The organism is Micromonospora sp. AMSO31t (assembly GCF_008868175.1).
Lineage (GTDB): Bacteria > Actinomycetota > Actinomycetes > Mycobacteriales > Micromonosporaceae > Micromonospora.
In genome coordinates this window covers 1-7064 of sequence record NZ_WBKT01000233.1, presented here as the reverse complement: position 1 = coordinate 7064, position 7064 = coordinate 1, and the positions used below count along the sequence as shown (strand labels likewise).

Genomic DNA, 7064 nt, shown 5'->3' with positions numbered 1-7064 from the left:
CGGCCACCGGCCGGCCCCACCGCGCTGCCCCCGTTCTACCCCCGGGGTACGACGCTCCGCCGCCCTCGTGCTCGCGGGCTGGGAAGATCCTGGGTCGGCCCGGACCGGCCGGTTACAGTCGGTCCGTGGCGCTCGGTCTTCCCTCGGTCCTCCCCAACCCCCAGCCGGCCATCGGGGAGCTGATCCGTGACGCCCGGCCCACCTTCTCCTTCGAGTTCTTCCCGCCGAAGACCCCGCAGGGGGAGCGCCTGCTCTGGCAGGCCATCCGCGAGCTGGAGTCGCTGCGTCCCTCGTTCGTCTCGATCACCTACGGCGCGGGCGGCTCGACCCGGGACACCACGGTCGCGGTGACCGAGCGGATCGCCACCGAGACCACCCTGCTGCCGATGGCGCACCTCACCGCGGTCGACCACTCGGTCGCCGAGCTGCGGCACGTCATCGGCCGGCTGGCCTCGGTGGGGGTGCGCAACGTGCTGGCCGTGCGCGGCGACCCGCCCGGCAACCCGGGCGGCGAGTGGATCAAGCATCCTGAGGGCGTGCGGTACGCCGAGGAGCTGGTCCGGCTGGTGCGCGACGCCGGCGACTTCAGCGTCGGGGTGGCCGCGTTCCCCTACAAGCACCCCCGCTCGCCCGACGTGGCCAGCGACACCGCGCACTTCGTCCGCAAGTGCCGGGCCGGCGCCGAGTTCGCGATCACCCAGATGTTCTTCGACGCCGACGACTACCTGCGGCTGCGGGACCGGGTGGCCGCCGCCGGCTGCGACACCCCGATCCTGGCCGGGGTGATGCCGGTGACCCAGCTGGGCACCATCGAGCGGTCCGTGCAGCTCTCCGGCGCGCCCTTCCCGCCGGCCCTCGCGGAGCGGTTCGCCGCGGTGGCCGACGACCCGGAGGCGGTCCGCCGGTTGGGCATCGAGCAGGCGAGCGAGATGTGCGCGAAGCTGCTGGACGAGGGCGTGCCCGGCATCCACTTCATCACCCTCAACCGGTCCACCGCCACGCGGGAGGTCTGGCAGCGCCTGCGCGCCGACGCGTGGGTGTGAGCACCCGGCCCACGACACCGCCACGGCCCTTCTACGGTTGATCCGTGGTGGGCACACAGCTGAACTGGGACCAGTACGCGACCGCGTGGGCGCGCCTGCACGGCGGCTTCGACCCCCGGGTGGCCGCGCCGGTGGTCCGCGCCTGGCTGCGCTTCGCCTACCACGTGGGTTACATCCTGGGCCGGCTGCGGGTCGGCCCCACCCCGGTGACCGTGGTCGGGGTGCTGCTCTGCGTCTGCGTACCCCTGCTGGTGGGGCGGGCCGGCGACGGGCCGTTCCTGGGCGCGCTGTTCGTGCTGCTCGCGGCGGTGGCGGACAGCGTCGACGGCGCGGTGGCGGTGGCGACCAACCGCACCACCCGGCTCGGCTACGTCTACGACTCGGTGGCCGACCGGCTCGGCGAGGCCGCCTGGCTGACCGCGTTCTGGCTGCTCGGCGCCCCCGGCGCGCTGGTTGCCGCGGCCGGGGGGCTGTCCTGGCTGCACGAGTACGTGCGGGCCCGGGCGGTGTCGGCCGGGATGCGGGAGATCGGGGCGGTGACCGTGGGGGAACGCCCCACCCGGGTGTGCGTGGCCCTGGTCGGGCTGGTGGTCGCCGGGCTCACCGGGCTGATCGACACCGATCTGACCTCGGGCACCATCACCATGGCCACCACGGTCTGGGTGCTGCTGGCCGGTTTCGGCCTCGGCCAGTTGCTCTCCGCCGTCCGCCGCGCCCTGGTCGACGCCGACTGACCCCGGTCCGATCCACGCCGGCCCGACGGCCGCGCCCTACCAGGCCGGGCCGATGGCGTCGGCGACGATCTCCGCGGACAGGGTGACCATGGGCAGGCCGCCGCCGGGGTGGCTGGAGCCGCCGACCAGCCAGAGCCCGGCCACCGGGCCCCGGTTGGCCGGGCGGAGCAGCCCGCCCGCGGTGCCGTAGATGGCCCCGCCCGGCGCGCCGGTCGCCGCGTCCAGGTCGGCCGGGGTGCGGATCTCCCGGAACACCAGCCGGTCCCGCACGTCCACGCCCCGCTCGGCGAGCACGTCGAGGATCCGGTCCGCGTACGCGTCGGCCAGCCCCGGCCGCCGCCAGTCGACCGCACCCGCGACGGTGCCGTGGCGGGCCGCGTTGACCAGCACGAACCACGCCTCGTGCCCGGCCGGGCGGACCGCCGGGTCGTCGGCCACGGTGACGAAGACGGTCGGGTCGGGCGCGGGCCGGGCCCGGACCCCCCGCCCCGGGTCGCCGAAGACCGCGTCGAACTCGGCGTCGTGGTCGCGGGGGAAGAAGACGGTGTGGTGGGCCAGCCCGGAGTCGCCGCGGACGCCGAGCAGCAGCACGAATCCGGCCAGGCTGCGGTCGGTGAGCGCGGCCAGCCGGCGCGGGGTGGGCAGCAGGTCCCGGTAGACGGTCAGCGCGTCGACGTTGGCCACCACCACGTCGGCGGGGACGGGGGCGGCGACCCCGGCGAGGCGTACGCCGTGGACCCGGCCGCCGGCCGCGTCGATCCGGGTGACCGTGGCGCCGGTGCGCACCACGACGCCGAGGTCCAGGCAGCGCGACAGCAGCGCGTCGGCCAGGGTGGCCAGCCCGCCGCGCAGGTACCAGCCGCCGTACGCCAGTTCGGCGTAGGGGACGGCGACCAGCGCGGCCGGGGCGCGGCGCGGGTCGGCGCCGGTGTAGGTGGCGTAGCGGTCGAGCAGCATCCGCAGCCGCGGGTCGGACAGGTGCCGGCGGCCCAGCCCGCGCAGGCTGCGGCCGGGGCCGATGGCGGCGAGGTCGCCGAGCCGCCAGGCCAGCGCGGCCAGGTCCCGGGGGGAGTCGACGGTGCGGCGCAGCACGTTCCGGTGCGAGGCCGCCCACACCCGGCCGGCCCGGCGCCAGAGCCGCTGCCAGTCGGCGGCGGCCCGGTCGCCGAACGCCGCGCCGACGCGGGCGGTGAACTCGGCCGGGTCGGCGCAGGAGTCCAGGGCGGGTCCGCCGCCGGGGAAGACGTGCCGGACGATCGGGTCCAGCGGCACCAGGTCCAGGTATTCGTCGAGCTTCGCGCCGGTCGCCTCGAACAGGTCGTGGAACACCTGCGGCAGGGTGACCAGGCTCGGCCCGGTGTCGAAGTGCCACGACCCCTCGGGGGTGTCGTGCCGGTGCCGGCCGAGCTTGCCGCCGACCGTGTCGGCCCGTTCCAGGACGGTGACCTCGTGCCCGGTGACCGCCAGCCGGGCGGCGGCGGCCAGGCCGCCCACGCCGGCGCCGATGACCACGATCCGCGCCATGCCGCCCCCTCCTAGCCGACCGGGCGACCCCGCCAGGTGAGCCGGCGTCGCTTCCGCAGATGGTACGACCGGAGGGTCAGCCAACCGAGGACCACGACCGACACGGGGTGTGCCAGCGCGTCGGGCCACGCCCGCCCGCCGGTGGCCCGGGCGCTGACCGCCCGGCCGGCGACGCCGAGCAGCCAGGCGACCAGCGCGAGCCCGGCCGTGACCGGCGCGCCGGCCGCCAGGGCACCGAGCGCGACCAGCGGGGGAGCGGTGTAGAGCAGGAGCAGCAGGGCCACCACCACGGCGGCGGCAGCCGGATGCCCGAAGGAGGCCCAGAGCGACTTGCTGTAGCCGTCGCGCAGCTGCGGCCAACTGTCGTACATCCGGCAGGCGGCCAGCCGGGAGCCGTCGGCCAGGGCGATCCGGCCGCCGGACCGCTTCACGGCCCGGGCCAGCTCGATGTCCTCCAGGACCCGGTCGGCGACCGCGGCGTGCCCGCCGGCCCGCAGGTAGCCGGCCCGGTCCACGACCAGGAACTGCCCGCCCGCCGCCGCGAGCGACGGCCGCGGCGAGCGTTCCATGGCGCGCAGCGGCAGGAAGGTGAGCCACAACCACTGCAGCAGCGGCTGCACCAGCCGGTCGGCCGCCGTCCGCACCAGGATCCGGGGGTACGGCGACAGCAGCGTCGCGCCCGCCGCGCGCAGCCCGGTCACCGCCGCGGCGACCGCGTACGGGCTGAGCACCACGTCGGCGTCGACGAAGGCCAGCACGGTCGGGGCCGGGCCGGTGCGGGTGGCGAGCTGCCAGCAGGCGTGCGGCTTGCCCAGCCAGCCGGGCGGCGGGGCGACCCCGGTGAGCACTGTGACCCGGGGGTCGTCGCCGGCCAGCGCGCGGACCACGTCGGCGGTGCCGTCGGTCGAGCCGTCGTCGAGCACCACGATCCGCAGCTCCGGCACGCCGCGCTGGGCGAGCAGCGCGCGCAGGCACGGGGTGACCCGGTCGGCCTCGTCGCGCAGTGGCAGCAGCACCGCCACCGCCTCGGTGACCTCGACCGGGCCGGCGCCGGGGCGGCGCAGCCAGGCGGTGGCGTTGACGACGGTGTGCGCGGTGAGCACGGCGACCGCCGCGGCCAGGACCAGCGCGGGGATCATGCGGGCGCGTCGACCCGGGGGGTCGGCTCCGCCACCCCGTCAGCGGCCCGGCGCCGGCGGGCGCGCAGCAGCGTCACCGCCAGCGGCACGGCGGCCACCGCCATCCCGGCCGCGCCCCAGGCCGCCGAGGCGGGCAGCCGGAGGAAGACCGCGTGCGCCAGCACGCTGGAGGCGTACGTCCACAGGTAGAGCGCGAACATCGGCGCGTCCCGCGCGTCGGTCCGGTCGACGGCCGGCCCGGCGAGCGGGCGCAGCGCGGCCGTCAGCAGCACCGCGAAGAGCAGCCAGCCGAGGTAGTTGCTGACCGGGATGCCGGGCAGGCCGGGCAGGGCCGGGACGGCGTCCCGCCAGCGCCAGTAGCCCTCGGCCACCATCTGCGGGTCGAGGAAGAGGTCCCAGGCGGCCAGCCCGACCGCGGCGAGGGCGACCCGGGCCGGGCGGGAGCGGGTGAGCCGGACCGCGGCGAGCCAGGCCGGCCAGGCCATCCAGGTCCAGGCCAGCGGGATGACCAGCGGCACCCCGGCCAGCTTCGGGCCCAGCTCGCCGGAGTAGTCGTAGCTGCCGAACGGGAAGCCGGTGGCCACGCCGAGCGCCTCGATGGCGAAGCCGCCGCCGGTGGCCACGGCGACCAGCGCGAGCGCGGTGCGCGTGCCCCGGGTGAGCAGGGCGTGGCCGACGGAGAGCAGCCAGCCGAGCCCGACCGTGGCCACGGTGAGCGCGGCCCGGGTGGCGCCACCGGTGAGCGGGTAGCAGATCTGGGCCAGGACCAGGACGGCCAGCAGCGCCCAGGGCAGCCGGCCCCACGTCATGGCGTGTCCGGCGCCGGGGCGCCGCCCGGGCCGGGCGGGGGCAGCGGCAGGTCCCGGCCGAGCACGCCGAACGGCCGCTCGTCGCCGGGGAAGTGGAAGTGGCGCAGGATGTCGACGAAGCCGAACCGGCGGTAGAGCCGCCAGGCCCGGGACTTCTGCTCGTCGGCCTCCGGCGTGGAGAGCAGGGTCGTGCTGCCCTCGGCCATGGTGAGCAGCGCCCGCAGCTGGCCGGCGCCCAGGCCGTGCCCCTGCGCGGGCGGGCGGACGTGCAGCTCGACCACCTCGAAGCAGTGGGCCAGCCAGCGCTGCCGGGCCTCGGCGTCCAGCGCCCGGTGCACCTGGTCGTGCCACCACTGGCCGGCGGCGCCCAGGTAGCCGTACCCGAAGCCGGCCAGGTGTCCCTCGGTGGTCAGGCTGGCGACGGCGCGGAAGCCGGGACGGCGGACGTGGGTGGCGATGTAACCGCGCCGGGCCTCCAGCAGGTCGGCGCGGTAGCCCATGGCCTCGCCGTAGACGGCCACCACGTCGTCCAGCCGCCGGACCAGATCGTCCGGCGTCCACCGCACCAACCTCATGCGTTCCCTCTCGCCGTTTCCGGGCCGCTCCCGGGGGCGGCCCATCCCAGCACCGCGCGGTCGCCGACCACGTCGGCCACCGCGAACCGCGCGAACAGTTCCTCCGCGTACCAGCCCTCGGTGGGGGTGCGGGTGATCGCCGCCCGGTGCTCCGGGTGACGGTACGCGAACGCGACGAGGTCCGCGGCGTCGCGCCACACGCTCACCGTGCCCTGCCAGCCCAGCGGGGCCTCGCCGACGCCGAACCGGGCGAGCAGCCCGGGCGCGGTGTGCAGGGCGGCGGCGACCGGCGGGACGGCCCGCCAGAAGGTGACCGCCCGGCGGGCCCGCAGCCGGGCCCGGGTCAGCGCCAGCACCGGCCCGGTGACCCGACCGCCGGGCGGCTCGCCGAACGGGCGGCGGCCGGACCACTCGCCCCGGCTGGTCAGCGGGCGCAGGTCCACCCGCACCCGGGCGCGGGCGAGCCGGGCCCAGGACCGACCCACCGGGGAGGCGTCGAAGCCGGCCGCCGCGGCGGGGGAGTCCCACACCACCAGGGCGGCCCACCGGGTCAGGTCGGCGTCGCCGGGGCCGAAGCCGGTGCCGGTCCCGGTGCCGAGCAGCTTGGCGAACCGGACGCCGGGCAGCCGGCGCAGCCGCGCCGGGTGGGTCGCCATCCGGGCCAGCGCGCCGGGGACGGCCGTCCGGGGGATCCGCCACACGTGCAGCGTGACGAGGTCGGGAGTCACGCCACCTCGTGCGGGGTGCCGGCGGTGAGCCGCAGCAGCTCCGCGTGCGTGGTGGGGAAGACCGCCCGCGGCACGCCGCCGGCCGCCCACACCTCGTCGTACGCGGCCAGCGCGGTGTCCACGAGGGTGCGCAGCGGCTGCGGGTGGCCGACCGGGGCGACCCCGCCGATGACCTGGCCGGTGTGCCGCTTGACGAACTCGGGGGTGGCCCGGCGCAGGTGGGTGACGCCGAGGGACGCGGCCAGCCCGGCGGTGTCCACCCGGTGCGCGCCGGAGGTGAGCACCAGCAGGGGCGCGTCGTCGGCGTCGAAGACGAGCGAGTTGGCGATGGCGCCGACCTCGACGCCGAGCGCCTCCGCCGCCGCGGCGGCGGTGTGCACGGCCTCGGGCAGCAGGCGGACCTGGCTCGGGCCGCCGGAGCCGTCCCGCGCGCCCGCGTCGTCGAGCGCCCGCTGCACCGCCTGCACGTTCGGGTGTGGCTGCATGCCCCTCATTCTCCCCACCCCTCCCGG

At 77.3% G+C, this 7064-nt stretch carries 8 protein-coding genes; 2 read left to right on the top strand and 6 right to left on the bottom strand.

The window, feature by feature from the left end:
• Positions 1-125 precede the first annotated feature (125 nt).
• Both metF and F8274_RS29340 read left to right on the top strand, forming a co-directional pair.
• Complete coding sequence (metF, locus tag F8274_RS29345; protein ID WP_151465600.1) at positions 126-1043, top strand: methylenetetrahydrofolate reductase [NAD(P)H]; 918 nt, start codon at positions 126-128, stop codon at positions 1041-1043.
• A gap of 44 nt (positions 1044-1087) precedes the next feature.
• Complete coding sequence (locus F8274_RS29340) at positions 1088-1777, top strand: CDP-alcohol phosphatidyltransferase family protein (RefSeq protein ID WP_151465599.1); 690 nt, start codon at positions 1088-1090, stop codon at positions 1775-1777.
• Positions 1778-1813: 36 nt separating this feature from the next.
• Here F8274_RS29340 and F8274_RS29335 read toward each other — a convergent pair whose 3' ends face one another.
• The 6 genes from F8274_RS29335 to F8274_RS29310 are packed head-to-tail and all read right to left on the bottom strand — an operon-like array spanning position 1814 to position 7037.
• Positions 1814-3301 carry an NAD(P)/FAD-dependent oxidoreductase gene (locus F8274_RS29335; protein ID WP_151465598.1) on the bottom strand — a complete coding sequence of 496 codons (1488 nt, stop codon included), beginning with the start codon at positions 3299-3301 and terminating at the stop codon, positions 1814-1816.
• An 11-nt stretch (positions 3302-3312) separates the two neighbouring features.
• Positions 3313-4440, bottom strand: coding sequence for a glycosyltransferase family 2 protein (locus F8274_RS29330; protein WP_151465597.1), 1128 nt, complete (start codon positions 4438-4440; stop codon positions 3313-3315).
• The gene (locus tag F8274_RS29325; RefSeq protein WP_151465596.1) at positions 4437-5249 is read right to left on the bottom strand and encodes a carotenoid biosynthesis protein; all 813 of its coding nucleotides are present in this window, start codon (positions 5247-5249) and stop codon (positions 4437-4439) included. The genes F8274_RS29330 and F8274_RS29325 overlap by 4 nt, the downstream gene beginning before the upstream one ends.
• Positions 5246-5824: an N-acetyltransferase gene (locus F8274_RS29320; RefSeq protein WP_151465595.1), complete on the bottom strand. Its 579-nt coding sequence runs from the start codon at positions 5822-5824 to the stop codon at positions 5246-5248. The genes F8274_RS29325 and F8274_RS29320 overlap by 4 nt, the downstream gene beginning before the upstream one ends.
• The gene (locus F8274_RS29315) at positions 5821-6552 is read right to left on the bottom strand and encodes a monooxygenase (RefSeq protein WP_151465594.1); all 732 of its coding nucleotides are present in this window, start codon (positions 6550-6552) and stop codon (positions 5821-5823) included. Before F8274_RS29315 ends, F8274_RS29320 begins: the two co-directional genes overlap by 4 nt.
• Complete coding sequence (locus F8274_RS29310) at positions 6549-7037, bottom strand: YbaK/EbsC family protein (RefSeq protein WP_151465593.1); 489 nt, start codon at positions 7035-7037, stop codon at positions 6549-6551. Before F8274_RS29310 ends, F8274_RS29315 begins: the two co-directional genes overlap by 4 nt.
• Between the last annotated feature and the right edge of the window lie 27 nt (positions 7038-7064).